The 26207-nt window shown below is 55.7% G+C and carries 25 protein-coding genes; 17 read left to right on the forward strand and 8 right to left on the reverse strand.

All coding sequences use genetic code 11. The annotated features are described in order from the left end of the window. Positions 1–5 precede the first annotated feature (5 nt). The 13 genes from rseP (at position 6) to tilS (ending at position 17156) form a co-directional block, all read left to right on the forward strand. Positions 6–1355 carry a sigma E protease regulator RseP gene (rseP, locus tag PU683_RS20615; protein WP_277174477.1) on the forward strand — a complete coding sequence of 450 codons (1350 nt, stop codon included), beginning with the start codon at positions 6–8 and terminating at the stop codon, positions 1353–1355. 31 nt (positions 1356–1386) lie between these two features. Further along, complete coding sequence (gene bamA / locus PU683_RS20620) at positions 1387–3801, forward strand: outer membrane protein assembly factor BamA (RefSeq protein WP_277174478.1); 2415 nt, start codon at positions 1387–1389, stop codon at positions 3799–3801. 116 nt (positions 3802–3917) lie between these two features. After that, on the forward strand, positions 3918–4412 hold the full coding sequence (gene skp, locus PU683_RS20625; RefSeq protein ID WP_277174479.1) for a molecular chaperone Skp: 495 nt from the start codon (positions 3918–3920) through the stop codon (positions 4410–4412). A 3-nt stretch (positions 4413–4415) separates the two neighbouring features. Continuing rightward, on the forward strand, positions 4416–5444 hold the full coding sequence (gene lpxD / locus PU683_RS20630; RefSeq protein ID WP_277174480.1) for a UDP-3-O-(3-hydroxymyristoyl)glucosamine N-acyltransferase: 1029 nt from the start codon (positions 4416–4418) through the stop codon (positions 5442–5444). Positions 5445–5617: 173 nt separating this feature from the next. Next, positions 5618–6073: a 3-hydroxyacyl-ACP dehydratase FabZ gene (gene fabZ, locus PU683_RS20635; RefSeq protein ID WP_023480493.1), complete on the forward strand. Its 456-nt coding sequence runs from the start codon at positions 5618–5620 to the stop codon at positions 6071–6073. A 3-nt stretch (positions 6074–6076) separates the two neighbouring features. Beyond that, entirely contained in the window at positions 6077–6865 is a 789-nt protein-coding gene (lpxA, locus tag PU683_RS20640) for an acyl-ACP--UDP-N-acetylglucosamine O-acyltransferase (RefSeq protein WP_023480511.1), read from the forward strand. Further along, positions 6865–8013: a lipid-A-disaccharide synthase gene (gene lpxB / locus PU683_RS20645; RefSeq protein WP_277174481.1), complete on the forward strand. Its 1149-nt coding sequence runs from the start codon at positions 6865–6867 to the stop codon at positions 8011–8013. The genes lpxA and lpxB overlap by 1 nt, the downstream gene beginning before the upstream one ends. Beyond that, positions 8010–8606, forward strand: coding sequence for a ribonuclease HII (rnhB, locus tag PU683_RS20650; protein WP_277174482.1), 597 nt, complete (start codon positions 8010–8012; stop codon positions 8604–8606). The genes lpxB and rnhB overlap by 4 nt, the downstream gene beginning before the upstream one ends. Positions 8607–8643: 37 nt before the next feature. Further along, positions 8644–12126: a DNA polymerase III subunit alpha gene (gene dnaE, locus PU683_RS20655; RefSeq protein ID WP_277174483.1), complete on the forward strand. Its 3483-nt coding sequence runs from the start codon at positions 8644–8646 to the stop codon at positions 12124–12126. Positions 12127–12138: 12 nt separating this feature from the next. Continuing rightward, a complete protein-coding gene (gene accA / locus PU683_RS20660; RefSeq protein WP_187801378.1) occupies positions 12139–13098 on the forward strand; it encodes an acetyl-CoA carboxylase carboxyl transferase subunit alpha in 960 nt (319 codons plus the stop codon). A 112-nt stretch (positions 13099–13210) separates the two neighbouring features. Then, positions 13211–15349, forward strand: coding sequence for a lysine decarboxylase LdcC (locus PU683_RS20665; protein ID WP_277174484.1), 2139 nt, complete (start codon positions 13211–13213; stop codon positions 15347–15349). A 58-nt stretch (positions 15350–15407) separates the two neighbouring features. Further along, complete coding sequence (locus PU683_RS20670; RefSeq protein ID WP_187801380.1) at positions 15408–15797, forward strand: VOC family protein; 390 nt, start codon at positions 15408–15410, stop codon at positions 15795–15797. A 63-nt stretch (positions 15798–15860) separates the two neighbouring features. Continuing rightward, positions 15861–17156 carry a tRNA lysidine(34) synthetase TilS gene (gene tilS / locus PU683_RS20675; protein ID WP_277174485.1) on the forward strand — a complete coding sequence of 432 codons (1296 nt, stop codon included), beginning with the start codon at positions 15861–15863 and terminating at the stop codon, positions 17154–17156. Positions 17157–17181: 25 nt separating this feature from the next. Here tilS and rof read toward each other — a convergent pair whose 3' ends face one another. Together rof and PU683_RS20685 are read right to left on the reverse strand one after the other, a co-directional pair. Next, complete coding sequence (gene rof / locus PU683_RS20680) at positions 17182–17442, reverse strand: Rho-binding antiterminator (protein ID WP_277174486.1); 261 nt, start codon at positions 17440–17442, stop codon at positions 17182–17184. Beyond that, a complete protein-coding gene (locus PU683_RS20685) occupies positions 17429–17629 on the reverse strand; it encodes a YaeP family protein (protein WP_277174487.1) in 201 nt (66 codons plus the stop codon). The genes rof and PU683_RS20685 overlap by 14 nt, the downstream gene beginning before the upstream one ends. Before the next feature lie 194 nt (positions 17630–17823). On the opposite strand from PU683_RS20685, the gene PU683_RS20690 reads away from it, so the two are divergent. Genes PU683_RS20690 through nlpE form a run of 3 tightly spaced genes read left to right on the forward strand, consistent with a single transcriptional unit; the run spans position 17824 to position 19518 of the window. Next, positions 17824–18369 (forward strand): YaeQ family protein, encoded by a 546-nt coding sequence (locus PU683_RS20690; protein WP_277174488.1) that lies wholly within the window; start codon positions 17824–17826, stop codon positions 18367–18369. After that, a complete protein-coding gene (arfB, locus tag PU683_RS20695; RefSeq protein WP_277174489.1) occupies positions 18366–18791 on the forward strand; it encodes an alternative ribosome rescue aminoacyl-tRNA hydrolase ArfB in 426 nt (141 codons plus the stop codon). Before PU683_RS20690 ends, arfB begins: the two co-directional genes overlap by 4 nt. A 31-nt stretch (positions 18792–18822) precedes the next feature. After that, positions 18823–19518: an envelope stress response activation lipoprotein NlpE gene (gene nlpE / locus PU683_RS20700; protein ID WP_277174490.1), complete on the forward strand. Its 696-nt coding sequence runs from the start codon at positions 18823–18825 to the stop codon at positions 19516–19518. Between the two features lie 49 nt (positions 19519–19567). Here the strand turns inward: nlpE and proS are convergent, their stop codons facing one another. From proS to metN, 6 genes are all read right to left on the reverse strand, one after another. Next, a complete protein-coding gene (gene proS, locus PU683_RS20705; RefSeq protein WP_277174491.1) occupies positions 19568–21286 on the reverse strand; it encodes a proline--tRNA ligase in 1719 nt (572 codons plus the stop codon). Between the two features lie 109 nt (positions 21287–21395). Further along, positions 21396–22103, reverse strand: coding sequence for a tRNA (N6-threonylcarbamoyladenosine(37)-N6)-methyltransferase TrmO (gene tsaA / locus PU683_RS20710; RefSeq protein ID WP_277174492.1), 708 nt, complete (start codon positions 22101–22103; stop codon positions 21396–21398). After that, a complete protein-coding gene (rcsF, locus tag PU683_RS20715; protein WP_277174493.1) occupies positions 22100–22507 on the reverse strand; it encodes an Rcs stress response system protein RcsF in 408 nt (135 codons plus the stop codon). Before rcsF ends, tsaA begins: the two co-directional genes overlap by 4 nt. A gap of 107 nt (positions 22508–22614) precedes the next feature. Then, entirely contained in the window at positions 22615–23430 is an 816-nt protein-coding gene (locus PU683_RS20720) for a MetQ/NlpA family lipoprotein (protein ID WP_277174494.1), read from the reverse strand. Positions 23431–23470: 40 nt separating this feature from the next. Then, positions 23471–24124, reverse strand: coding sequence for a methionine ABC transporter permease MetI (locus PU683_RS20725; RefSeq protein ID WP_042713899.1), 654 nt, complete (start codon positions 24122–24124; stop codon positions 23471–23473). After that, positions 24117–25148, reverse strand: a complete 1032-nt coding sequence (gene metN, locus PU683_RS20730; RefSeq protein ID WP_277174495.1) for a methionine ABC transporter ATP-binding protein MetN — start codon at positions 25146–25148, stop codon at positions 24117–24119. Before metN ends, PU683_RS20725 begins: the two co-directional genes overlap by 8 nt. Before the next feature lie 192 nt (positions 25149–25340). Between metN and gmhB the strand changes: the two genes are divergently transcribed. Further along, positions 25341–25907: a D-glycero-beta-D-manno-heptose 1,7-bisphosphate 7-phosphatase gene (gmhB, locus tag PU683_RS20735; protein WP_277174496.1), complete on the forward strand. Its 567-nt coding sequence runs from the start codon at positions 25341–25343 to the stop codon at positions 25905–25907. The last annotated feature ends 300 nt before the right edge of the window (positions 25908–26207 follow it).

Here is a 26207-nt window from a genome sequence, read left to right on the forward strand (position 1 = left end):
GTTTTATGCTGAGCATTCTCTGGAATCTGGCGGCGTTCATTATTGCGCTTGGTGTTTTGATCACGGTGCATGAATTTGGCCATTTCTGGGTTGCTCGTCGCTGTGGCGTCCGCGTCGAGCGCTTCTCCATTGGTTTTGGTAAAGCGCTGTGGCGCCGCTTCGATAAACAGGGTACCGAATTTGTTATCGCCCTGATTCCGCTGGGCGGCTACGTCAAAATGCTCGATGAGCGTGTCGAGCCGGTCGCCCCGGAGATGCGCCACTTCGCGTTTAACAACAAAACCGTTGGCCAGCGTGCCGCAGTGATTGCGGCGGGTCCCATCGCCAACTTCATCTTCGCTATCTTCGCTTACTGGCTGGTGTTTATCATCGGCGTCCCTGGCGTTCGCCCGGTAATTGGTGAAATAACGCCCAACTCTATCGCTGCAAGCGCGCAAATTACACCCGGCACGGAACTTAAAGCCATTGACGGTATCGAAACGCCTGATTGGGATGCAGTGCGCTTACAGCTGGTGTCAAAGATCGGTGACAGTCAGACGACCGTCAGCGTGGCACCTTTCGGCAGTAACAATCGACAAGATAAAGTGCTGGACCTGCGGCACTGGACCTTTGCGCCAGACAAAGACGATCCGGTGATGTCGCTGGGGATTCGGCCGCGCACTGCGCAGCTGGAACCGGTGCTCGCTGAAGTCCAGAGCGGTTCCGCCGCCAGTAAAGCAGGTTTGCAAGCAGGCGACAGGATCGTTAAAGTCGAGGGTCAGCAGCTAACGCAGTGGACGACCTTTGTCACGCTGGTGCGGGACAACCCCGGTAAGGCGTTAGCGTTAGAAGTGGACAGACAGGGGACTCCCTTGTCTTTGACACTGATACCGGATACGAAACCCGGTAACAAGGCAGAGGGTTTTGCGGGCGTTGTGCCCAAAATTATCCCGCTGCCGGATGAATATAAGACAGTACGCCAGTACGGGCCATTCAGCGCCATCGCCGAAGCCACGGGTAAAACCTGGCAGTTGATGAAGCTGACGGTCAGTATGTTGGGGAAATTGATCACCGGTGATGTAAAACTGAACAACCTCAGTGGGCCGATCTCTATCGCCCAGGGGGCTGGGATGTCAGCAGAGTTCGGGTTGATTTACTACCTGATGTTCCTCGCTTTGATCAGCGTGAACTTAGGCATTATTAACCTGTTCCCGCTCCCCGTTTTAGACGGTGGACATCTGCTGTTTTTGGCGATTGAGAAGCTGAAAGGCGGACCGGTATCCGAGCGAGTTCAAGACTTTAGTTATCGCATTGGCTCTATTTTGCTGGTGTTGTTAATGGGGCTTGCACTTTTCAATGATTTCTCTCGCTTGTAAGAGAGTTTGTTAGGAAGAACGCATAATAACGATGGCGATGAAAAAGTTGCTCATAGCGTCGCTGCTGTTTAGCAGCGCCACCGTATACGGTGCTGAGGGGTTCGTAGTGAAGGATATTCATTTCGAAGGCCTACAGCGTGTCGCCGTTGGTGCGGCCCTCCTCAGTATGCCAGTACGTCCAGGCGATACGGTGAATGATGAAGATATCAGTAACACCATTCGCGCACTGTTTGCCACTGGCAACTTTGAGGATGTTCGTGTCCTGCGTGATGGCGATACCCTTCTCGTTCAGGTGAAAGAACGCCCGACAATCGCCAGCATCACCTTCTCCGGCAACAAGTCGGTGAAAGATGACATGCTGAAACAGAACCTTGAGGCTTCTGGCGTGCGTGTTGGCGAATCACTGGATCGCACCACCCTCTCCGATATTGAAAAAGGGCTGGAAGATTTCTACTACAGCGTCGGTAAATACAGCGCCAGCGTCAAAGCTGTCGTCACGCCGCTGCCGCGTAACCGCGTCGATTTGAAACTGGTCTTCCAGGAGGGCGTCTCCGCGCAGATCCAGCAGATCAATATCGTCGGTAACCACGCGTTCTCGACCGAACAGCTGATCTCTAACTTCCAGCTGCGCGATGAAGTGCCATGGTGGAACGTAGTCGGCGATCGTAAATATCAGAAGCAGAAGCTGGCGGGCGATCTTGAAACCCTGCGCAGTTACTATCTGGATCGCGGTTATGCCCGTTTCAACATTGATTCGACGCAGGTTAGCCTGACGCCGGACAAAAAAGGCATCTACATTACCGTTAACGTCACCGAAGGCGATCAGTACAAGCTCTCTGGCGTGCAGGTTGCCGGCAATCTGGCGGGCCACTCAGCGGAAATTGAAGGCCTGACCAAAATTGAGCCGGGTGAGCTCTACAACGGCACCAAAGTGACCAAAATGGAAGACGATATTAAAAAGCTTCTGGGCCGCTATGGTTATGCCTATCCGCGCGTACAGTCTCAGCCTGAGATTAATGACGCCGATAAGACCGTTAAGCTGCATATCAACGTCGATGCAGGTAACCGTTTCTACGTGCGTAAGATCCGCTTTGAAGGCAATGACACCTCGAAAGATACCGTTCTGCGTCGCGAAATGCGCCAGATGGAAGGGGCATGGCTGGGCAGCGATCTGGTCGATCAGGGTAAAGAGCGTCTGAACCGTCTCGGCTACTTTGAAACCGTCGATAGCGAAACGCAGCGTGTTCCGGGCAGCCCGGATCAGGTTGACGTGGTCTACAAAGTCAAAGAGCGTAACACCGGTAGCTTCAACTTTGGTGTCGGTTACGGCACGGAGAGCGGCGTCAGCTTCCAGGTCGGCGTGCAGCAGGATAACTGGTTAGGTACCGGTTACTCTGTCGGCATCAGCGGCACCAAAAACGACTACCAGACCTATTCGGAACTCTCGGTCACCAACCCGTATTTCACGGTTGATGGCGTGAGCCTCGGCGGTCGTCTGTTCTATAACGACTTTAAAGCCGACGACGCGGATCTCTCATCCTATACCAACAAAAGTTATGGTCTGGATGGCACGCTCGGGTTCCCGATCAACGAGTACAATACGCTGCGCACCGGCTTAGGCTACGTGCACAACAGTCTGTCGAAGATGCAGCCGCAGATCGCCATGTGGCGTTATCTCGATTCCGTGGGGCAGAACGCCAGCACCAGGGATGACAGCAACGGCTACTCGGCGGATGATTTCACCTTCAACTATGGCTGGACGTATAACAACCTTGACCGCGGTTACTTCCCGACGAAAGGTTCACGCGTCAACCTGAACGGTAAAGTGACGATTCCGGGCTCTGATAACGAGTTCTATAAAGTCACTGTCGATACCGCGTCCTACTTCCCGATTGACGACGATCACAAATGGGTGGTTCTGGGTCGTACACGTTGGGGCTATGGCGACGGTATCGGTAGCAAAGAAATGCCGTTCTATGAGAACTTCTATGCAGGTGGTTCCAGCACCGTGCGCGGCTTCCAGTCCAACAACATTGGTCCGAAAGCGGTTTACTACGGCGGCAGTGGCCTGGAAAACTGTAACACTACCACATCGAAATTCTGTAAGTCTGACGATGCGGTGGGCGGTAACGCAATGGGCGTTGTCAGCGCCGAGCTGATCACCCCGACGCCGTTTATCAGCGAAAAGTATGCTAACTCTGTACGCACCTCCTTCTTCTGGGATGCGGGCAGCGTATGGGATACGAACTGGCAAAATACCGCAGAGATGAAAGCGCTGGGTATTCCGGATTATAGCGATCCGAGCAATATCCGCATGTCTGCCGGTATCGCACTACAATGGATGTCCCCATTGGGGCCGTTGGTCTTCTCCTACGCCCAGCCGTTTAAAAAGTACGATGGAGACAAAGCGGAGCAGTTCCAGTTTAACATCGGTAAAACCTGGTAACGCCGCACCGCAACGGAATGCGCAAGCAGTGTAGTGATGGCTGCGGCTTCGACAAGAAGCCCAGCCTCGCAAAGAGCTGTACCTCCGGGTACAAACGGGATGGTAAGGAGTTAATTGTGAAAAAGTTGTTATTAGCTGCAGGTTTAAGTCTGGCAATGGCCGCGTCGGCTCAGGCTGCTGACAAAATTGCGATTGTTGATATGGGTAACCTGTTACAACAGGTCGCACAGACTTCTGGCGTTTCTCAGACCATGAAAAACGAATTCGGCGGCCGTGCCAACGAACTGCAGAGCATGGAGTCCGACCTGCAAGCAAAAGCACAGCGTTTGCAGCGTGACGGTTCTACCATGAAAGCGAGCGAGCGCAACAAGCTGGAAAAAGATATCGCTTCCGGTCGCCAGGCATTCGCTCAGAAAGCGCAGGCTTTTGAGCAGGACCAGGCGCGCCGCTCTAATGAAGAGCGCGGCAAGCTGGTCACTCGCATCCAGACCGCAGTGAAGAAAGTCGCTGCTGATCAGGGTGTGGATCTGGTTATCCCTGCCAATGCCGTTATTTACAACAGCAATGATGTGAAAGACATCACCGCTGATGTACTGAAACAGGTTAAATAAGTAATGCCTTCAATTCGACTGGCTGATTTAGCTCAGCAGTTGGATGCAGAGTTACACGGTGATGGCGATATCGTCATCACCGGCGTTGCGTCCATGCAATCTGCCGAAGCAGGTCACATCACTTTCATGGTGAATCCTAAATACCGTGAACACCTGGCCGCATGCCAGGCCTCTGCCGTTGTAATGACGCAGGACGATCTTCCTTTTGCCCACAGCGCCGCACTGGTCGTGAAGAACCCCTATCTGACCTACGCGCGTATGGCACAAATTCTTGATACCACGCCGCAGCCTGCGCAAAACATTGCGCCCGGAGCCGTTATCGATCCGAGTGCGACGCTTGGCAACAATGTCTCCATCGGCGCGAACGCGGTGATTGAGTCCGGGGTGACCCTCGGCGACAACGTCGTGATCGGCCCGGGCTGCTTCGTGGGAAAAAATACGAAAATTGGTACGGGATCGCGCCTTTGGGCCAACGTATCTATTTACCATGAGATTGAGATCGGTGAAAACTGCCTGATCCAATCGGGGACGGTAATAGGTTCGGATGGCTTTGGTTATGCTAACGATCGCGGTAATTGGGTGAAAATCCCGCAACTTGGTCGCGTAATCATCGGCAATAACGTCGAAATTGGCGCATGTACTACCATCGACCGTGGCGCACTTGACGACACCCGTATCGGGAATGGCGTAATTATTGATAACCAGTGCCAGATTGCACATAACGTTGTGATTGGCGACAATACCGCCGTTGCCGGTGGCGTCATCATGGCAGGCAGCCTGAAAATTGGCCGCTACTGCATGATTGGCGGAGCCAGCGTAATCAACGGGCATATGGAAATTTGCGACAAGGTTACGGTAACGGGGATGGGTATGGTGATGCGTCCTATCACTGAGCCAGGCATTTATTCTTCCGGCATTCCGTTACAACCCAATAAAACGTGGCGAAAAACCGCAGCCCTGGTGATGAATATCGACGAGATGAGTAAGCGTTTGAAAGCTGTCGAGCGCAAGATAAATCAACAAGACGAATAATTCATTCACCTGACGCTTGTACACCAAAGCGTTCGGGTTAACAGAAAAAGCGACAAAACGCCTCTGCAACTCGACGCATAAAGTGTATATACTCCCCGGCCTGTTGGCATTCTCAGGAATGTCGCGGGCCGTGTTATTATTGCTTTTTTGTATATTTAGACAGGAAGAGTATTTTGACTACTGACACTCATACTCTGCACATTGAAGAGATCCTGGAGCTTCTGCCGCACCGCTACCCGTTCTTACTGGTAGACCGTGTGCTGGATTTTGAAGAGGGTCGTTTTCTGCGCGCAGTCAAAAATGTTACGGTAAACGAACCGTTTTTCCAGGGCCACTTCCCTGGCAAACCGATTTTCCCGGGCGTGCTGATCCTCGAAGCAATGGCGCAGGCAACCGGTATTCTGGCGTTTAAAAGCGTTGGTAAACTGGAACCGGGTGAGTTGTACTACTTCGCCGGCATCGACGAAGCGCGCTTTAAGCGCCCGGTTGTGCCTGGCGATCAGATGATCATGGAAGTCACGTTCGAGAAAACGCGCCGTGGCGTGACCCGCTTTAAAGGGGTTGCTATGGTTGACGGTAAAGTTGTTTGTGAAGCTACTATGATGTGTGCACGTAGCCGGGAGGCCTGATACGTGATTGATAAAACCGCCTTTATTCATCCTACCGCCATTGTTGAAGAGGGTGCCGTCATTGGCGCCAACGTTCATATTGGCCCGTTTTGTATTGTGGGACCCCACGTCGAAATCGGCGAAGGTACCGTACTGAAATCTCACGTTGTTGTTAACGGCCACACCAAAATTGGCCGTGATAACGAGATTTATCAGTTCGCCTCCATCGGTGAAGTGAACCAGGATCTGAAATATGCTGGTGAGCCGACCCGCGTGGAAATTGGCGATCGCAACCGCATTCGCGAAAGCGTCACCATCCATCGTGGCACAGTACAGGACGCTGGACTGACGAAGGTGGGCAGCGATAACTTACTGATGATCAACTCGCACGTTGCGCATGACTGCATTATCGGTAACCGCTGCATCCTCGCGAATAATGCAACGCTGGGCGGCCACGTCACAATCGGTGATTATGCGATCATTGGTGGCATGACGGCGGTGCACCAGTTCTGCATTATTGGCGAGCACGTAATGGTTGGCGGCTGCTCCGGCGTCGCGCAGGACGTACCGCCTTATGTCATTGCTCAGGGCAACCATGCCACGCCGTATGGCGTGAACATTGAAGGCCTGAAACGCCGTGGCTTCAGCCGCGAAGCGCTTGTGGCTATTCGTAACGCGTACAAATTGCTCTATCGCAGCGGTAAAACGCTTGATGAAGCAAAACCCGAGATCGCCGAGCTTGCCGCGAAGCACCCGGAAGTTGATGCGTTTATGCAGTTCTTTGAGCGCTCAACGCGTGGCCTGATCCGTTAATGGTCGACAAGCGTCCGCTTACGATAGCCCTTGTCGCCGGAGAAACCTCCGGCGATATTCTTGGTGCCGGTCTTATCCGCGCACTGAGAGCACGCGTGCCCAACGCCCGTTTTGTCGGCGTTGCCGGCCCGCGTATGCAGGCTGAAGGATGTGAAGCCTGGTATGAGATGGAAGAGCTGGCGGTGATGGGGATCGTCGAAGTGCTTGGCCGTCTGCGTCGTCTGCTCCATATCCGCGCTGATTTGACCCGTCGGTTCAGCGAGCTGCAACCCGATGTCTTTGTCGGGATTGATGCACCGGACTTTAACATTACCCTTGAGGGTAATTTAAAAAAACGCGGCATCAAAACCATTCACTACGTCAGCCCGTCAGTCTGGGCGTGGCGTCAAAAGCGCGTTTTCAAAATTGGTAAAGCGACCGATCTGGTATTGGCGTTTCTCCCTTTCGAAAAAGCGTTTTACGACAAGTTTAATGTTCCATGCCGCTTTATCGGGCACACCATGGCCGATGCCATGCCGCTCGATCCCGATAAAAATGCGGCGCGCGCGCACCTGGGGATTAGCCCGCAGGCGCGCTGCCTGGCGCTGCTGCCCGGCAGTCGTGGTGCAGAAGTCGAGATGCTCAGCGCGGACTTTTTGCGTACCGCGCAGCTGCTGCGTGAGCGCTACCCGGAACTGGAGGTGGTGGTTCCACTGGTTAATGCGAAACGCCGCGAGCAGTTTGAGCAGATCAAAGCGGAAGTCGCGCCCGATTTGCCGGCGCATCTGCTTGATGGCCAGGCGCGGGAAGCGATGATCGCATCCGATGCCGCGCTGCTTGCCTCCGGTACCGCGGCGCTGGAGTGCATGCTGGCGAAATGCCCGATGGTGGTCGGCTACCGTATGAAGCCCTTCACTTTCTGGCTGGCGAAACGGCTGGTGAAAACGCCCTGGGTTTCTCTGCCGAACCTGCTCGCCGGACGTGAAGTGGTTAAAGAACTGTTGCAGGAAGAGTGCCAGCCGCAGGCGCTGGCCGCCGCACTGGAACCGCTGCTGGCGAACAGTGAAACCCGCCATGAAATGCATGAACTGTTTCGCGAGCTGCATCAGCGCATCCGTTGTAATGCCGATGAACAGGCGGCGGGCGCGGTACTGGAGTTAGCAAAATGATTGAGTTCGTTTATCCACACACGCATCTTGTGGCGGGTGTGGATGAAGTAGGCCGCGGCCCGCTGGTGGGCGCGGTCGTGACGGCAGCGGTGATCCTCGATCCCGCACGGCCGATTGTGGGTCTCAACGACTCCAAGAAACTTTCCGAAAAACGCCGTTTGGCGCTCTTTGATGAGATCAAAGAGAAGGCGCTGGCCTGGAGTCTGGGCCGCGCGGAGCCGCACGAGATCGATGAGCTTAATATTCTGCACGCCACAATGCTGGCGATGCAGCGTGCGGTTGCCGGGCTTGCCATCACGCCGGAGTATGTGCTGATTGACGGCAACCGTTGCCCAACGCTTGCTATGCCATCTATGGCTGTGGTGAAAGGCGACAGCCGCGTGGCGGAAATCAGCGCGGCGTCGATTATCGCCAAAGTCACGCGCGATGCCGAAATGGCCGCGCTGGATGCGATCTTCCCGCAGTATGGCTTTGCACAACATAAAGGCTATCCCACGGCTTTTCATCTGGAAAAGCTGACGGAGCATGGCGCAACCGAGCATCACCGACGCAGCTTTGCGCCGGTCAGGCGCGCGTTGGGCGTCGTCTCCTGACTCTTAAAAACGTGACACGACAGGCTGGAATTGAATAATGGCTGAACCACGTTTCGTACACCTGCGGGTGCATAGCGACTACTCCATGATTGACGGGCTGGCGAAAACCGGGCCGCTGGTGAAGAAGGCGGCCGCCCTTGGCTCGCCCGCGCTGGCGATCACCGATTTCACCAACCTCTGCGGTCTGGTGAAGTTCTACGGAACGGCGCACGGCGCCGGGATCAAGCCCATCGTCGGCGCTGACTTCCACGTGCAGTGCGATCTGATCGGTGACGAGCTGACCCAACTTACCGTCCTCGCCGCCAACAATACCGGCTACCAGAACCTGACGCTGTTGATTTCGCGCGCCTATCAGCGTGGCTACGGCGCGGCGGGACCCTGGATCGATCGCGACTGGCTGATTGAGCTTAACGAAGGGCTGATCCTGCTTTCCGGCGCGCGCATGGGTGACGTCGGGAAAAGTCTGCTGCGCGGTAACAGCGCGCTGGTGGAGCAGTGCCTCGATTTCTATAAAACCCACTTCCCGGATCGCTATTATCTTGAGCTGATTCGCACCGGTCGTCAGGACGAAGAGAACTACCTGCACGCGGCGGTCGCGCTGGCGGAAGCGCAGGGGTTACCGGTTGTCGCCACCAACGATGTCCGTTTCCTGGAGCCGGGCGACTTTGACGCCCATGAGATTCGCGTTGCGATCCACGACGGCTTTACCCTCGACGATCCCAAACGTCCGCGTCACTATTCGGCGCAGCAATATATGCGCAACGAAGAGGAGATGTGCGAACTCTTCTCCGATATTCCGGAAGCGCTGGAGAACAGCGTTGAAATCGCTAAACGCTGTAACGTCACCGTGCGCCTGGGCGAGTACTTCCTGCCACAGTTCCCGACCGGGGATATGACCACTGAAGATTTCCTGGTGGTGAAATCGAAAGAGGGGCTGGAAGAACGACTTGAATTCCTCTTCCCCGATCCGGCAGTACGTGCTGAGAAGCGCCCGCCTTATGACGAGCGCCTCGACGTTGAGCTCCATGTGATCAACCAGATGGGGTTCCCGGGCTACTTCCTGATCGTTATGGAGTTTATCCAGTGGTCAAAAGATAACGGCGTCCCCGTTGGGCCTGGCCGTGGTTCCGGTGCCGGATCGCTGGTCGCCTATGCGCTGAAGATCACCGATCTCGACCCGCTGGAGTTTGACCTGCTGTTCGAACGCTTCCTTAACCCGGAACGTGTCTCCATGCCCGACTTCGACGTCGACTTCTGCATGGAGAAACGCGACCAGGTGATTGAGCACGTGGCGGATATGTATGGCCGCGACGCGGTATCGCAGATCATCACCTTCGGTACTATGGCGGCGAAAGCGGTTATCCGCGACGTTGGTCGCGTGCTGGGTCACCCCTATGGCTTTGTTGATCGTATCTCCAAGCTGGTGCCGCCCGATCCGGGCATGACGCTGGCGAAAGCGTTTGAAGCGGAACCGCAGCTGCCGGAGATCTACGAAGCCGACGAAGAGGTGCGAGCGCTGATCGACATGGCGCGCAAGCTGGAAGGCGTAACGCGCAACGCCGGTAAACACGCCGGTGGTGTGGTGATCGCACCAACTAAAATTACCGATTTTGCACCGCTTTATTGCGATGAAGCCGGCCAGCATCCGGTTACCCAGTTTGATAAGAACGATGTGGAATACGCGGGCCTGGTGAAGTTCGACTTCCTCGGCCTGCGTACGCTGACCATCATCAACTGGGCGCTGGAGATGATCAACGCCCGCCGCGAGAAGCAGGGCGAGCCGCCGCTGGATATCGCCGCCATTCCGCTTGAAGACAAGAAGAGCTTCGACATGCTGCAACGCTCGGAGACCACGGCGGTCTTCCAGCTGGAATCCCGCGGCATGAAGGATCTGATTAAGCGTCTGCAGCCGGACTGCTTCGAAGATATGATCGCGCTGGTCGCGCTCTTCCGCCCGGGGCCGCTGCAGTCGGGCATGGTAGATAACTTTATCGACCGTAAGCACGGGCGCGAAGAGATCTCCTATCCGGACGTGCAGTGGCAGCATGAGAGCCTGAAGCCGGTGCTGGAGCCGACCTATGGCATTATCCTGTATCAGGAACAGGTCATGCAGATCGCCCAGGTGCTCTCCGGTTATACCCTCGGCGGCGCGGATATGCTGCGTCGTGCGATGGGTAAGAAGAAACCCGAAGAGATGGCCAAGCAGCGCTCTATCTTTGAAGATGGCGCGAAGAAAAATGGTATCGACGGCGAGCTGGCGATGAAAATCTTCGACCTGGTGGAGAAATTCGCCGGGTATGGATTTAACAAATCGCACTCCGCCGCCTATGCTTTGGTTTCCTATCAGACCCTGTGGCTGAAAGCGCACTATCCGGCCGAGTTTATGGCGGCGGTCATGACTGCCGATATGGACAACACCGAGAAAGTGGTCGGGCTGGTGGACGAGTGCTGGCGTATGGGGCTGAAGATCCTGCCACCGGACATTAACTCCGGGCTCTACCATTTTCACGTCAATGACGATGGCGAGATCGTCTACGGTATTGGCGCGATCAAAGGCGTGGGCGAAGGGCCGATCGAAGCGATCATCGAAGCGCGTAACAACGGCGGCTATTTCCGCGAGCTTTTTGACCTCTGTGCGCGTACCGATATCAAAAAGTTGAATCGACGGGTGCTGGAAAAGCTGATTATGTCCGGGGCGTTTGACCGCCTTGGCCCGCACCGCGCCGCGCTGATGAACTCGCTGGGCGATGCGTTGAAAGCCGCCGATCAGCACGCGAAAGCGGAAGCGATAGGTCAGGCAGATATGTTCGGTGTGCTGGCAGAAGAGCCGGAGCAGATCGAGCAGTCCTACGCCAGCTGCCAGCCGTGGCCGGAGCAGGTTCAGCTTGAGGGCGAGCGGGAGACGTTGGGGCTCTACCTGACGGGACACCCGATCAACCAGTATTTAAAAGAGATAGAGCGCTATGTCGGAGGCTACAGGCTGAAAGACATGCATCCGACCGAACGTGGGAAGGTCACCACGGCGGCCGGGCTCGTCATTGCTGCGCGGGTTATGGTCACCAAGCGCGGCAATCGTATCGGCATCTGTACGTTGGATGACCGTTCCGGGCGTCTGGAAGTGATGTTGTTCACTGACGCGCTGGATAAATACCAGCAGCTGCTGGAAAAAGACCGCATACTCATCGTCAGCGGACAGGTCAGCTTTGATGACTTCAGCGGCGGGCTTAAAATGACCGCCCGTGAAGTCATGGACATTGACGAGGCCCGTGAAAAATATGCCCGCGGGCTTGCTATATCGCTGACGGACAGGCAAATTGATGACCAGCTTTTAAACCGACTCCGTCAGTCTCTGGAACCCCACCGTTCGGGAACCATTCCAGTACATCTCTATTACCAGAGGGCGGATGCGCGCGCGCGGTTACGCTTCGGCGCAACCTGGCGTGTCTCTCCGAGCGATCGTTTACTCAACGATCTGCGTGGCCTCATTGGTTCGGAGCAGGTGGAACTGGAGTTTGACTAATACAGGAATACTATGAGTCTGAATTTCCTTGATTTCGAACAGCCGATTGCTGAGCTGGAAGCGAAAATCGATTCTCTGACCGCCGTTGGCCGTCAGGATGAAAAACTGGATATTAACATCGACGAAGAGGTGCATCGTCTACGTGAAAAGAGCGTAGAGCTGACACGTAAAATCTTTGCCGATCTCGGTGCCTGGCAGGTTGCACAGTTAGCCCGCCACCCGCTGCGTCCATACACCCTGGATTATGTTCGCCTGGCGTTCGACGAGTTTGACGAGCTGGCCGGCGACCGCGCCTATGCTGACGATAAAGCCATCGTTGGCGGCATCGCGCGTCTGGATGGTCGCCCGGTGATGATCATTGGTCATCAGAAAGGCCGTGAAACGAAAGAGAAGATTCGCCGCAACTTCGGTATGCCGGCACCGGAAGGGTATCGTAAAGCGCTGCGTCTGATGGAGATGGCGGAACGCTTTAATATGCCGATCATCACCTTCATCGACACGCCGGGTGCTTATCCGGGCGTTGGCGCGGAAGAGCGCGGCCAGTCTGAAGCGATTGCCCGCAACCTGCGTGAAATGTCTCGTCTGAACGTGCCGGTTATCTGCACCGTGATTGGCGAAGGCGGCTCCGGTGGCGCGTTGGCCATTGGCGTTGGCGACAAGGTCAATATGTTGCAGTACAGCACCTACTCGGTGATCTCCCCGGAAGGCTGTGCCTCGATCCTGTGGAAAAGCGCTGACAAAGCACCGCTGGCGGCCGATGCAATGGGCATCATCGCACCGCGTCTGAAAGAGCTGAAACTGATCGACTCTATCATTCCGGAACCGCTGGGCGGCGCGCACCGCAACCCGGAAGCGATTGCTGCTTCACTGAAAGCACAGCTGCTGGCGGATCTCGCCGATCTGGAAGGGCTGAGCAAAGAAGATCTGCGCAACCGCCGCTACCAGCGTCTGATGAGCTACGGCTACGCCTGATAGCGAAGCGCGCTGTATAAATGCAATAATGAGCCGCACCTCAGGTGCGGCTTTTTTTATACCTGCTGTTTACCTCAACTATGCTTAGCTAAGGTTTTTAACGGAGGTAGTTGTGAATATTATTGCCATCATGGGACCCCATGGCGTTTTCTACAAAGATGAGCCTATCAAGGAGCTGGAGCAGGCCTTACAGGCGCAGGGTTTTCAGATCATCTGGCCAAGAAACAGCACCGACTTACTGAAGTTTATCGAACACAACCCCCGCATCTGCGGCGTGATCTTTGACTGGGACGAGTACAATCTCGACCTGTGCTGTGAGATCAACCAGCTTAACGAATACCTCCCGCTCTACGGTTTTATCAACACCCACTCGACGATGGATGTCAGCGCCCAGGATATGCGTATGGCGCTGTGGTTCTTCGAATATGCACTGAGCGTGGCGGATGATATTGCGACGCGCATCGCGCAATACACTAAAGAGTACCTGGAGAACATTACGCCCCCCTTTACCCGGGCGCTGTTTACCTATGTAAAAGAGGGGAAGTATACCTTCTGTACGCCAGGCCATATGGCGGGCACTGCTTACCAGAAAAGCCCGGTCGGCTGCCTCTTCTATGACTTCTTCGGCGGCAATACGCTGAAAGCGGATGTCTCGATCTCAGTGACAGAACTCGGATCGCTGCTCGATCACACCGGCCCTCACCTTGAGGCGGAGGAGTATATCGCCCGCACTTTCGGCGCTGAGCAGAGCTATATGGTGACGAACGGCACCTCAACGTCGAATAAGATCGTCGGCATGTACGCTGCACCCACCGGCAGCACGCTGCTTATCGACCGCAACTGCCATAAATCACTGGCGCACCTGCTGATGATGAGTGATGTCACGCCGCTGTGGCTGAAACCGGGGCGCAACGCGCTGGGCATTCTTGGCGGCATTCCGCGCCGTGAGTTTAGTTCGGTCAGCATTGAGCAGAAGATCGGTGCTACGCCAGGCGCAAGCTGGCCGGTGCACGCGGTGATAACCAACTCCACCTATGACGGCCTGCTCTACAACACCGACTGGATCAAGAAGACGCTGGATGTCCCGTCGATTCACTTCGACTCCGCCTGGGTGCCCTATACCAACTTCCACCCCATCTACGCCGGGAAAAGCGGCATGAGCGGCGATCGCGTGCCGGGGAAAGTCTTCTATGAAACGCAGTCGACGCACAAAATGTTGGCTGCTTTCTCGCAGGCGTCACTGATTCATATCAAAGGTGAATATGACGAAGATGCATTCAACGAAGCCTTTATGATGCATACCACGACTTCGCCGAGCTACCCTCTTGTTGCCTCCATCGAAACGGCGGCGGCGATGCTGCGCGGCAATCCCGGCAAGCGGCTGATTAACCGCTCAGTAGAGCGCGCGCTTCACTTCCGTAAAGAGGTACAGCGGCTGAAAGAGGAGGCCGATGGCTGGTTCTTTGATATCTGGCAGCCGGAAGAGATTGATGAAGCGGAGTGCTGGCCGGTGGCACCTGGCGCAGAGTGGCACGGTTTTCGTGAAGCCGATGAGGATCATATGTTCCTCGATCCTGTGAAGGTAACGATCCTGACGCCGGGCATGGATGAGCTCGGCAATATGGGCGATGAGGGGATCCCGGCGGCGCTGGTGGCGAAGTTCCTTGATGAGCGCGGCGTGGTAGTGGAGAAAACCGGCCCTTATAACCTGCTGTTTCTTTTCAGTATAGGCATTGATAAAACGCGGGCTATGGGCTTGTTGCGCGGCTTGATGGAGTTTAAGCGCGCCTACGATCTCAATCTGCGGGTGCGCAATATGCTGCCGGATCTCTACGCAGAAGATCCCGACTTCTATCGAAACATGCGCATTCAGGAGCTGGCGCAGGGGATCCACAAGCTGATCCGTCAGCACGATCTGCCGCGCCTGATGTTGCAGGCCTTCGACGTGTTGCCGGAGATGAAGCTGACGCCGCATCAGGCGTGGCAGCGCCAGGTGCGTGGCGATGTCGAAACGGTAGCGCTGGAAGCGCTTATCGGCCGCGTTTCCGCCAATATGATCCTGCCCTATCCGCCGGGCGTGCCGCTGGTGATGCCGGGCGAGATGATCACCGAACAGAGCCGGGCGGTGCTCGATTTTCTGCTGATGCTCTGCGCCATTGGCCGCCACTACCCGGGTTTCGAAACGGATATTCATGGTGCAAAACGAGACGAAGAGGGGGGGTATTACGTCAGAGTCCTAAAAACGCGCTGAATGGTTGCGGGCATTTCGCGGCGGGCGTAACGTTCTGGCATCAAAAAAAGGAGAAATTATGCTGGGTTTAAAACAGGTTCACCATATCGCTATCATCGCGACGGATTATGCGAAGAGTAAAGCCTTCTACTGCGACATCCTCGGCTTTACGCTGCTCAGTGAAGTCTATCGCGAAGCGCGCGACTCATGGAAAGGCGATTTGGCGCTCAACGGGCAGTACGTTATCGAGTTGTTCTCGTTTCCGTTTCCGCCCGCCCGCCCCAGCCGGCCAGAAGCCTGCGGGCTGCGCCACCTGGCGTTCAGCGTAGAGGATATTGACCAGGCGGTTGCGCATCTCACCGCACAGGGCGTGGCGTGTGAGGAGATCCGCATCGACCCTTGCACCGATAAACGCTTCACCTTTTTTAACGATCCCGATGGACTGCCGCTGGAGCTATACCAGCAGTAAGGCTTGCCACTTCTGTGAATGCCCGGTAACGTGCCGGGCATTGTTCCCGTATCAACACTCACTATGACCACGCCACTGCTTCTCTCCTTGCCGACCGATTCACGCCAGTTTCTGGTGGCGTTCAGCGGCGGGCTCGACTCCACCGTTTTGCTGCATCAGCTGCGGCTCTGGCGTGGCGATCACCCCGATGTGCAGCTGCGCGCTATTCACGTGCATCATGGCTTAAGCCCGAATGCCGACCGCTGGGCGGCGCATTGCGAATCACTGTGTGAAAGCTGGCGGATCCCGCTATTAACTGTTCGTGTCACGCTGGTGGATGAAGGGAAGGGGATAGAGGCGCAGGCGCGTAGCGCGCGCTATCAGGCATTTCGTGATGCGCTACTACCGGGTGAAGTGTTGCTCACTGCGCAGCATCTTGACGATCAGTGCGAGACGGTGCTGCTAGCGCTTAAACGCGGCAGCGGGCCTGCCGGGCTGGCCGCGATGCCGCAGATTTTGCCGTTTGGCAATACGCAGCTGATCCGTCCGTTGCTCAACCAGAGCCGGGCGTCGCTTGAGCAATGGGCGTGCGATCATCATCTGAGCTGGATCGAGGATGAGAGCAACACCGACACGCGCTTCGACCGCAATTTTCTGCGTCAGGATGTTCTTCCTCTGTTAAACGCCCGCTGGCCCTGTTTTGCCGACGCGGCGGCGCGCAGTGCCGCACTGTGCGGTGAACAAGAACAGTTGCTGGATGAACTGCTGGCAGAGACATTAGCAACCGTGACTACCGCAGAGGGGGCGCTGACGATTGCGCCTCTCACCGCTTACAGCGGTGCCCGACGGCGGGCGCTTTTGCGCCGCTGGCTGGCGCAGCGCGGGGCGGCAATGCCATCGCGGGCGATGCTCGATCGCCTGTGGGAGGAGGTCGCACTTGCCAGGGAAGATGCGGTACCGTGTCTGCGCATTGGCGACGATGAGATGCGGCGCTATCAGGGGTGTTTATGGTGGGTGAAGCGCACCGCGCATCCGCGTGATACCGAAATTGCGTGGCCTGCGCCCTTCGCCATGCTCAGTTTGCCGCAGGGGCTGGGCTCTCTGTCGTTGATTTCCGGCGGTGAGTTACGTGCGCCCGCTATCCATGAAACGGTTTCCGTGCGCTTTCAGGCACCCGGCCTGATCCACATTGTCGGTCGTCACGGCGGGCGTAAGCTGAAAAAACTGTGGCAGGAGCAGGGCGTTCCCCCCTGGCAGCGCGATGCCACGCCGCTGCTCTTTTATGGCGATACGATGATTGCGGCGGCCGATCGGTTTGTAACGCAGGAAGGGGTGAAAGAGGCGGGGCAAACGGGGGTGCGTCTGGTGTGGCAAAGGTAACGGGCAGCGATGCTGCCCGCGGGGTTCAGGACTCGCTCACCACAACGGTGCCGATTTCGGGATGGCTGAAGCTGGCGATTCTGTCCAGACGCAGTTCACGGGTCTCCCCGGCGGCATCAATCACCAGATACTCAACGTTTTTACGCAACAGCAGATCGTTCGCTTTGGCGCTGATGATCTCGCCATCTTTCATTTCCAGCTTCAATAAAAGATGATGCTGGCAGGCGAGTTCAAGATTGTCATAATCATCACAATTGATGGGTTGATAGGCATCATTTATTGACATAATCGCTCACCAGTAAGTTCGCGGCAGCCCAGGCTGCCTTATCCCTGACCGACTCTGAAAGGGTGTCATCCGACGCCATTTCATTCAAGACTTTCAATACGCATCCCAGCGCGTCCGGGATATACCCTACCTCTCCGCTGGCGATTTCCGCATAACGTTTGCGCACTAGCTCACAATAATTATCCACATCACCTCCTGCCAGTCTCCCGGCGTTACTGTGAGATAACCCTAAGCCTACGAAGTTAACCTCTGTTTAGCAAGGTGACTATACCACAGCTTGTTTACCATTATCAGAGTGATGAATAACGCTCTCGGCAAGAGATAACAGCGCTTTATGCTTATTTTCGCTACAATAGCGGCCATTTTATGAAGGAGGATGTAATGGCGTTAAAAGCGACAATTTATAAGGCGACGGTTAATGTGGCCGACCTGGATCGGAACCAGTTTTTAGATGCCGCCCTGACGCTGGCCCGTCACCCTTCTGAAACCCAGGAGCGCATGATGCTGCGCCTGCTGGCCTGGATAAAGTATGCTGACGATCGTTTGCAGTTTACGCGTGGGCTGAGCGCGGATGATGAGCCGGAAGCGTGGCTGCGCAACGACTACCTCGGGATCGATCTGTGGATCGAGCTCGGCCTGCCTGATGAGAAGCGGCTGAAGAAGGCGTGCACCCAGGCAAAAGAGGTGGCGCTTTTTACCTATAACTCACGGGCGGCAAACATCTGGTGGCAGCAAAACCAGGCGCGCTGTGCAACCTTCAGCAACCTCAGTATCTGGTATCTGGATGACGTCCAACTTGCAGCGCTCAGCGCATTCGCTGACGATCGCACCATGAACCTGCAGGCGACGCTGCAGGATGGCGCGATCTGGCTCTCTGATGCAGCGCAAAATGTGGAGTTCCATTTTGAAACCTGGCAGCAACCATGATTGAGATCTCCCGCTCCGTCTCCCTGCCTGAGGATGAGCTGGAGATCACCGCCGTACGCGCACAGGGGGCAGGCGGGCAGCACGTCAATAAAAGCTCAACCGCTATTCATCTGCGTTTTGACATTCGCGCCTCAAGCCTGCCAGAGTATTACAAGGTGCGTCTGCTTGACGTGTCGCACCATTTGATAAGCCAGGATGGCTGGATTGTTATCAAAGCGCAGGAGTACCGCAGCCAGGAGATGAATCGCGAAGCGGCAATAGCCCGTCTGGTCGCGCTGATTAAAGAATTAACGGTAGTGCAGAAAAGCCGCCGGGCCACGCGCCCGACCCGCGCCTCGAAAGAGCGGCGGTTATCGACAAAGTCACAAAAGTCGACGGTCAAGGCGCTACGTGGCAAGGTCCGTCGTCATGACGGCGGATAAAGATAATGGAAACAAAGATAAGGAATCGAGTGTGAACAGAGCAATTTTAGCCGTCGCGGCAGGGTGCACCCTCTTTGCGCTTTTCGGCTGTAACAACCGTAACGAGACGGAGATGGTGCAGCCGACCCAGGTCGAAGAGCTGAAACCGATGCAGCAGAGCTGGCGCGGTGTGTTGCCCTGCGCGGATTGTGAAGGTATTGAAACGTCGCTGTTTCTGCAAAAAGATGGCAGCTGGGTAATGAACCAGCGTTACCAGGGCGGGAAATCGCCATCACTATTCGGCTCGTATGGCAACTGGGCGCGCACGGCGGACAAATTAGTCCTTACCGATAGCCATGGCGAAAAGATCTGGTTCCGTGCGAAGGGTGAAGCACTGGAGATGCTGGATCAGGAGGGCAACCCAATTAAGTCATCGCTCAACTACACCCTGCAGCCGGTGAGCGCACCACTGCCGACCACACCAATGGCGATGCGTGGCATGTATAAATATATGGCTGATGCGGCGGTCTTTACCGATTGCGCGACCGGAAAAGAGGTGGCAGTTGCCAGCAATGCGCAGCTGGAGCGCGATTATGCGGCGGCGCGTGGCACGGAGCTGAAGCCTATTCTGCTGGTGGTGGAGGGGCATTTTGCCCTGGAGCCAAACCCGGATACCGGTGCGGCGCAGAAAGTGCTGGTGACCAATAACAAAGGCAAATTCAGCGCGGACAAAGCCTGCGATGAGTAGCCTCTGACAGCATAAAAAAGCCCCGTTAAACGGGGCTTTTTTTATTGGCTTAGCCTTTGATGGCTTTTACCAGATAGTCCAGCACATCGCCGGTTTTGATCATCTGCTTCTCGCCGCTGCGACGATATTTGTATTCGATATCATCGTTATCGAGGTTGCGATCGCCGATCACCACGGTGTGCGGGATACCGATCAGTTCCATATCGGCAAACATCACGCCCGGACGCTCTTTGCGATCGTCCATCAGCACTTCAATACCCTGCGCGCGCAGATCGGCATACAGTTTTTCCGCCAGTTCCTGCACACGGTAGGATTTGTGCATATTCATCGGCAGAATGGCAACCTGGAACGGAGCAATTGCGTCCGGCCAGATGATGCCGCGATCGTCGTGGTTCTGCTCAATGGCAGCCGCGACAACGCGCGTCACGCCGATGCCGTAGCAGCCCATGGTCAGGATCTGGTTACGGCCATCTTCACCCTGCACGGCAGCATTCAGCGCCTGCGAGTATTTGGTGCCGAGCTGGAAGATATGACCCACTTCGATACCGCGTTTAATCAGCAGGGTGCCTTTGCCATCCGGGCTTGGATCGCCTGCGACCACGTTACGGATATCTGCCACTTCCGGCGTCGCCACGTCGCGATCCCAGTTGATGCCAAAGTAGTGTTTGCCATCAATGTTCGCGCCGGCTGAGAAGTCACTCATGGCGGCAACGGTACGGTCAATCACCACCGGGATCGGCAGGTTAACCGGGCCGAGCGACCCCGGGCCTGCGTTGACCAGCGCGCGGATTTCTGCTTCGGTCGCGAAGGTCAGCGGGCTTGCGACCTGCGGCAGTTTCTCCGCTTTGACTTCGTTAAGCTCATGATCGCCACGCACCAGCAGCGCAATCAGCGGCGCGCTGGCACCTTCTGCGGCTTTCACCAGCAGGGTCTTAACGGTCTTCTCGATCGGCAGGTTGAACTGCTCAACCAGCTCGCTGATGGTCTTCGCATTCGGCGTATCAACCAGCGTCATCTCCTGCGTGGCGGCAGCACGCGGTGCTTTCGGTGCCAGCGCTTCGGCAAACTCAATGTTGGCGGCGAAATCGGAGGAGTCAGAGAAGATCACATCATCTTCACCGCTCTGGGCCAGCACCTGGAACTCGTGGGAAGCGCTACCGCCGATGGAGCCGGTGTCTGCCTGCACCGCGCGGAAGTCGAGGTCCATACGGCTGAAGATTTTACTGTAGGCAGCATACATCGCGTCATAGGTCTCTTGCAGCGACTCCTGAGAGGTATGGAACGAGTAAGCATCTTTCATCAGGAACTCGCGCGAGCGCATAACGCCGAAACGCGGGCGCACTTCATCACGGAACTTGGTCTGGATCTGGAAGAAGTTCAGCGGCAGCTGTTTGTAGGAGTTCAGCTCGTTGCGGATCAGATCGGTAATCACCTCTTCGTGGGTCGGACCGAGCACGAACGGGCGCTCGCCGCGATCGACAAAACGCAGCAGTTCCGGACCGTACTGCTCCCAGCGACCGCTCTCTTGCCACAGGTCGGCTGGCTGCACGACCGGCATGGACACCTCAATCGCACCGGCGTTGTTCATCTCTTCACGCACGATGTTTTCGACTTTTTTCAGGACGCGCAGACCGGTCGGCAGCCAGGTGTACAACCCGGAGGCCAGTTTGCGGATCATCCCGGCGCGCAGCATCAGCTGGTGGCTGATCACTTCGGCGTCGGCAGGCGTCTCTTTCAGAGTAGAGAGCAAGTATTGGCTAGTACGCATGTTGTTACGGTTCCATTTGGACAATTGGAGCAGGCCGGACGCGGCCTGACACAAAAAAGTGGTTTAGTTTATCAGCCCGGCAGAGATGCCAAAAGAGAGGGGCTCAAAATTAGCGTGCTTCAAGGGCAAACACTTCAAAACCGCCGTCGACAACGCGCCAGCGGACATTCACATCATGCAGCCAGACGGCGTAGGTTTTCCCCGGCTCCTCCTCTTTGCGGTAGGCCGGGCGCGGATCCTGCGACAACACCTCCTGCACAAACGCGGCAAAGTGCGGAAAGCGCTTTTCCAGCAGGGCGAGCGCCGGGGCAAGCTCTGGTGCAAAAGTCACGGCGAGAGTCGCAGCAGGGGCGTGCTGCGCATAGCTGGCCTGCGCGTCGGGCAGCGCTTCTGCAAAGGGGAGATAGGGTTTGATATCGACCACTGGCGTGCCATCGACCAGATCGAGACTGCCGAGTTGCAGGATCACCTGATCTTTATGGCAGCGAATACCCTTAAGCTCAACCAGCGACATGCCGATCGGATTGGGGCGAAACGTTGAGCGGGTGGCAAACACCCCCATGCGGGCATTGCCGCCGAGTCGCGGGGGGCGCACCGTCGGGCGCCAGCCGCCTTCCATCGTCTGATGGAAAACAAACAGCACCCAAAGGTGGCTGAACGCCTCCAGGCCGCGAACCGCATCGGGCTGGTTATATGGCGCCAGCAAGTGAAGCTCGCCGTCGCCGTGCTTCACCAGGCCTGGCTGGCGCGGTACAGCGAACTTCTCTTTATAGGGTGAGCGAATAACGCCGATTTGCTCGAAAGCAAAATGACTCATTTGGTCGAGATATTCAGGGCAGAGCCAACGCAGAGCGCCTGGCGGTAGCAGCCTGGTGTGCCACTGGTGACTTCGCAGTTATGCAGCAGGACGGCATTCGCTTTGGCTTTTTTCGAGGCGTTGATCTGCAGGCGTTTACGGGCGGTAGGGATGTTCGGCGGTGAATCCTGGTTGCTGGCCTGGCATGATTCGCCGGTCACTTCACCGAGATCGCGGAACGGTTTACCGACCAGCTCTTCTGCGTTAGTAATGATGCGAACGGGAGCGGCGCGCGAGACTTTCGCTTTTTGCGGCTCTGCTTTGGGTTCCGCTGCGGTGCTCTGCACGGGTTCGACAGGTGATCTGCTTAGCAACGAACAGCCGCTCAGCGTGAGTGCTAATAGACAGATCGGGAAAGCACGCATAAAAGTATCCTCACAAAAATTTTCTTAACGCCGTATTGAAACAAGGGCGTGCCCAAATGACAAGGCGGGCTTTCGCCCGCCCTGAATGATATTACAGACTGATGAGATTACCAGCCTTTCACCGCGCCGCCGTTAAAGACTTTGTTCGCGGCGTCGCTGACTTCGTCAGAGTGGAACGCCTGCACAAATTTCTTCACGTTTTCCGCGTCTTTATTATCTTCACGCGCGACGATCAGGTTAACGTACGGGGAGTCTTTGTCTTCAACAAAGATACCGTCTTTCTCCGGGGTCAGGCCAATCTGGCTGGCGTAAGTGGTATTGATCACCGCCAGCGCAATCTGCGCATCGTCCAGTGAGCGCGGCAACTGCGGGGCTTCCAGCTCTACGATCTTCAGGTTTTTCGGGTTTTCAGTGACGTCCAGCACCGTCGGCATCAGGCCAACGCCATCTTTCAGTTTGATCAGACCCTCTTTCTGCAGCAGCAGCAGCGCACGGCCAAGGTTGGTCGGATCGTTAGGAACGGCAACCTGAGAGCCATCCTGCAGCTCGGAGATCGCTTTGATCTTTTTCGAATAACCAGCGATCGGATAGACAAAGCTGTTGCCAACCGGCACCAGTTTAAAGCCGCGGTCTTTGATCTGCTGATCGAGGTAGGGCTTATGCTGGAAGGCGTTAACGTCGATATCACCTTTGCTCAGCGCTTCGTTCGGCAGCACGTAGTCGTTAAAGGTGACCAGTTCGACATCGAGGCCATATTTCTCTTTTGCTACTTTCTGCGCCACTTCCGCAACTTGCTGCTCAGCGCCGACAATCACGCCCACTTTAATGTGATTCGGATCTTTTTCATCCGGGCCGCAGCCAACCAGCGCCAGAGAGCCGATCAGCGCGCCAACGGCGGCAAAGGTCTTGAAGTTAAAAGCCATCAGTTATTCCTTACTATCAGAGTCGTTATGTTGTGTAACGTTATTTGTGCGTCACAGCCTGGACGATACGATCGCCCGCAAATTGAATTAAGTAAACCAAAACCACAAGCAACACTAAAACGGTGTTCATCACCAGTGGGTTATAGGTGACATAGCCGTACTGAATCCCTAACTGGCCAAGACCGCCCGCGCCAACGGCACCGCCCATTGCCGAGTAGCCGACCAGCGTGATAAGCGTAATGGTTGCGGCATTGATTAGCCCTGGTAATGCTTCCGGCAGCAATACTTTACGGATGATCTGCATCGGCGTGGCGCCCATCGCGCGTGATGCTTCAATCAGACCTGCCGGCAGTTCAAGCAGGGCGTTCTCTACCATACGGGCGATAAACGGTGCCGCGCCAACGGTCAACGGCACGATCACTGCGTAAAGACCTATCGAGGTACCAACAATGACGCGGGTAAAAGGGATCATCCACACCAACAGAATAATGAAGGGGATGGAGCGGAAGATATTTACCAGCGCGGAGATCACGCGGTACAGGCCTGGGTTCTGCATAATCTGGCCGGGACGGGTGACGTAGAGCAGTACGCCAAACGGCAGACCGACGGCAAAACCGAGCAGGCCGGAGGCAAAGGTCATAAACAACGTTTCCCAGATGCTGCGGGCGAAGAGCCAAATCATTGCCTCAGACATAACCGAGTACCTCTACTTTTACATGGTGTTCTTGCAGCCAGGCGATGGCCGCCTGCGTATCCTGCGCGGTGCCGTGCATCTCGGTCAGCATAATGCCGAACTTCACGCCGCCAGCGTAATCCATCTGCGCGCTGATAATATTGTTATTCACATTGAAACGGCGGGCGGTTTCCGACAGTAGCGGCGCGTCTACCGACTGACCGGTAAACTCCATGCGCAGCATCGGTACGCTATCCGCCTGCTGCTCAGGCTGCAAACGCTGTAAATAGTCCTCCGGGATATCCAGATGCAGCGTCGACTGAATAAACTGCTGCGCCAGCGGCGTTTTCGGGTGGGAGAAGACTTCGCTGACGGTATCCTGCTCAATCAATTCGCCGTTACTAATCACTGCCACGCAGTCGCAGATGCGCTTAACGACGTCCATCTCATGGGTGATCAACAGAATGGTCAGGCCCAGGCGACGGTTAATGTCTTTCAATAATTCAAGAATTGAGCGCGTGGTTGCCGGATCGAGGGCGCTGGTGGCTTCGTCACACAGCAGCACTTTGGGATTGCTGGCCAACGCGCGGGCAATGGCAACACGCTGTTTCTGCCCGCCGGAGAGGTTGGCCGGGTAGCTGTCGTGCTTATCGCCGAGGCCTACCAGGTCGAGCAGCTCTTTAACGCGACGGTTAATCTCTTCGCGCGGGGTATTATCCAGCTCTAGCGGCAGCGCCACGTTGCCAAACACTGTGCGGGAAGCGAGCAGGTTGAAGTGCTGGAAGATCATGCCGATTTGGCGGCGCGCTTTGGTTAGTTCCGCTTCAGAGAGCTGGGTCAGATCCTGACCATCAACCAGCACACTACCTTGTGACGGGCGCTCAAGCAGGTTTACACAGCGAATCAGCGTGCTTTTTCCCGCGCCGGATGCGCCAATCACGCCATAAATTTGGCCAGCAGGTACGTGCAGACTGACGTTGTTTAACGCCTGAATGTTGCGGTTTCCCTGCTGGAACACCTTGGTGATATTCGAAAGTTTAATCATTAGATTATTTTTATCGTATAAGAGTGAGCCGTGGCATTTTGTTCTGCCGGTTACGGGAAAGAGCCGTAAACAGAGCGGATGGTAAGGCATCCAGACGTCTAAATCAATGTCGCGCTGTTATGATGAGCACTTTCATGCGTAGCGAAACATGAGATACTACGCCGCAACACGGCCTTTATCAGGAGCAAACCTTTGGCAACTTTAGTACCCGCTATTTTTCTCGATCGTGACGGCACGATTAACGTCGATCACGGCTATGTCCATGAGATTGATAACTTCGAGTTTATTGATGGCGTCATCGATGCCATGCGTGAGTTAAAAGCGATGGGTTATGCGCTAGTGCTTGTCACCAACCAGTCCGGTATTGCGCGTGGCTTATATAGTGAAGAGCAATTTGAAACGCTGACCGAATGGATGGACTGGTCTCTTGCCGATCGCGATGTCGATTTTGATGGTATCTACTATTGCCCGCATCATCCTGAGGCGAGCGTAGAGGAGTATCGCCAGGTGTGTGATTGCCGTAAGCCGCAACCCGGCATGCTGATCTCGGCGCGTGACTTCCTGCATATTGATATGGCCGCTTCTTATATAGTGGGCGACAAAATGGAAGATATGCAGGCGGGTGCGGCAGCAAACGTCGGCACGAAAGTACTGGTGCGTACCGGGAAGCCGGTTACGCCAGAGGCGGAAAAGAGTGCAGATTGGGTGCTAAATAGCCTTGCGGAGCTGCCTGCGGCCATTAAAAAGCGCCAAAATTAGCCGTTATGTTGAAAAGATGAGCGGTTGAAATAAAAATGCATTTTTCCGCTTGTCATTCCTCGCTGGCTCCCTATAATGCGCCTCCATCGACACGGCGCTAAGCAAACAACAGCTTGCAGCGACGTTAAGTCGGAAGAGAAAAAATCCTGAAATTCAGGGTTGACTCTGAAAGAGGAAAGCGTAATATACGCCACCTCGCGACAGAGCGCTGAAGCGCGTCGCAACTGCTCTTTAACAATTTATCAGACAATCTGTGTGGGCACTCAGGTGACATGGATTCTTGATGTCTTCGGACACTAA

Source organism: Candidatus Kosakonia sp. 282A-S69, from assembly GCF_029433855.1.
Lineage (GTDB): Bacteria > Pseudomonadota > Gammaproteobacteria > Enterobacterales > Enterobacteriaceae > Kosakonia > Kosakonia cowanii_A.